General features: G+C 79.5%; 1 protein-coding gene and 1 pseudogene. Both read right to left on the reverse strand.

The annotated features are described in order from the left end of the window. Positions 1 to 613, reverse strand: a pseudogene (locus C6N75_RS29305) (S9 family peptidase); the annotation flags it as partial. After that, positions 610 to 1854 (reverse strand): MFS transporter, encoded by a 1245-nt coding sequence (locus C6N75_RS29310; RefSeq protein ID WP_181160670.1) that lies wholly within the window; start codon positions 1852 to 1854, stop codon positions 610 to 612. The pseudogene C6N75_RS29305 and the gene C6N75_RS29310, both read right to left, overlap by 4 nt. Between the last annotated feature and the right edge of the window lie 325 nt (positions 1855 to 2179).

The raw sequence follows: 2179 nt of genomic DNA on the forward strand, positions 1-2179 counted from the left end.
CCCCCACGGCGCCACCCGCCCCGTCCTCCCCGGCGCCGCCGGCCGGGTCGAAGCCCAGGGACCACAGGCGGCCGGCGGCGCCGGGGAGGACGGGGCGGGTGGCGCCGTGGTGGTCGTGGACGGTGACGGCGCCGGCGCGCGCCACCGCGAGCAGGCGGCCGCCGGGGGTGGCGCCGGTGAGGGTGGCGTCGGCGTCCAGGCGGGCCAGGGTGCGGGCGGGGCCGCCGCGGTCGCCGACGTGCAGGGTGGTGGCGCGGGCGTCGCCGAGGGCCAGGGCGACGGCGCCGTCGGCGGTGACGGCCAGGCCGCGGGGCCGGCCGGGCGGCAGGCCGGTCAGTCCGGGGCGGTCGGGGCCGCCGGCGAAGGTCTGGAACCGCCAGTGCCCGCTGCCGTGTTCGTCCTCGTCGAACCACCACACGTGGGCGTCGGGGTCGATGGCGCCGTGCAGGGTGCCGCGGGGGCGGCTGGTGACCTGGCGGGCGCGGCGGGTGGCGGCGTCCCAGGTGAAGACCTCGCAGCGGCCGTCGGCGTCGGCGGTGAAGACCATCCGCCGCGGGTCGGCGGCGCACACCTCGGGCAGGGCGGCCCGGTAGACGCGGTAGCCGCCGCTCACCGGCCCGCTCCTGGCGTGAGGGCGCGGCGGACCGGGCGGCGGGAGGTGTACGCGGCGAGCAGGGCGAGCGCCGCCGCGCAGCCGACGGCGGGGGCGGCGGCGGAGATGCGGTCGGCGAGGACGCCGGCGAGGACGGGGGCGAGCGCGGCGGCGCCGGTGCTCGCGGTGGCGAGGACCGCGCCGGTACGGGCCTGGAGTGCGGGCGCGGTGGTCTGGAGGGCGCGGGCCTGGAGCAGCACGGCGGCGAGCGGCATCAGCAGGCAGACGCAGCCGAGCAGGGCCGCGTGGGCGGCGGCGCCGGTGGAGGCCGCGAGGGCGGCGGTGAGCGGGACGAGGAGCCAGGTGACGGCGGTGACCGTGCGCGGCGCGCCGAACCGTTTCGCCACCCGGGGGGCGGCCAGCGAGCCGGCGAGCCCGGCCGCGCCGGAGACGGCGAGGACCGCGCCGAGCAGGGCGCCGCCGTGGCCGTCGCGCTGGAGGGCGAAGACGACGCCGTAGTAGAGCGCCACGACGACGAGGTTGACGGTGGTGGTCCACAGCAGCACCAGGCGCAGCAGCGGGGTGGCGCGCACCAGGCGCAGCCCGGCCGCCGTCTCGCGGAGCAGGCCCTCACCGGGGGTGCGGGCCGCCGCCGGCGCGTCGAGGTCGGTGCGCAGGGCGCGTACGCACAGGGCGGTGACGGCGTAGGAGAGCGCGTCGGCGAGGAACGGCAGGACCCGGGCCACCTGGTAGAGGGTGCCGCCGAGCGCCGGTCCGATGACGAGCGCGCCCTGGTCGGCGGCGGCGAGCCGGGCCACCGCGCGGGGCTGCGCGGGGCCGGGGCAGATCAGCGCGACGGTACCGCGGGCGGCCGCCTCGAAGCACGCGGTGGCCAGCCGCTCGACCAGGACGGCGGCGAGGATGACGCCCAGGGGCGGGGTCCCGACGGTGAGGGACAGGCTCAGGGCGCCCATGGCGAGGGCGGAGACGGTGGCGGAGGCCAGCATCACGCGCCGGCGCGCGCCGCGGTCGGCGACCACGGCGACGAACGGCCCGAGGAGCAGCCCCACCGCGGTGGACGCGCCGGCGATCAGGCCGACGGTCTGCGGGGAGTTGCCGAGGCCGAGGAGCAGCAGCGGGAGCACGGCCCCGGACGCCTGGGTGCCGAGCGCGTCGCCGGCGTTGGCCCACCACAGGAGCCTGAAGTCACGCGCCGGCGCCTGGTGGCGGAGCGGCCGTGCGTCTGACGCGTACCGTTCCACGAAAGCACCTCGACCATGTGGCGGAGACGTGCGGAGAGTGCGGGGAAAGCGAAACGAGCGGGATCGTAGGCATGACGTGACGAGCGCCACAAGGGCCCGTCGGGCGTGGCCGGATCCGTACGCCGGGCCGTGCGGGGGCGGAGCGTGGGGCGGCCGAAAGGAGTCGGCTCACCGGCCGGCGGACGACGGTCCGGCCTCTCCAGGCGAAACGCGGGGTGCGCGGCCCGGCGCGGTGGCCGTCGCCGCTACGGCGGGGCCGCGGGCGGCGGGGGCCGCGCCGGACACGGTGGTGGCCGGGCGGGGCGGTTTCGGCCGAGAACGTTCG

Source organism: Streptomyces solincola (assembly GCF_002982015.1).
GTDB lineage: Bacteria > Actinomycetota > Actinomycetes > Streptomycetales > Streptomycetaceae > Streptomyces > Streptomyces solincola.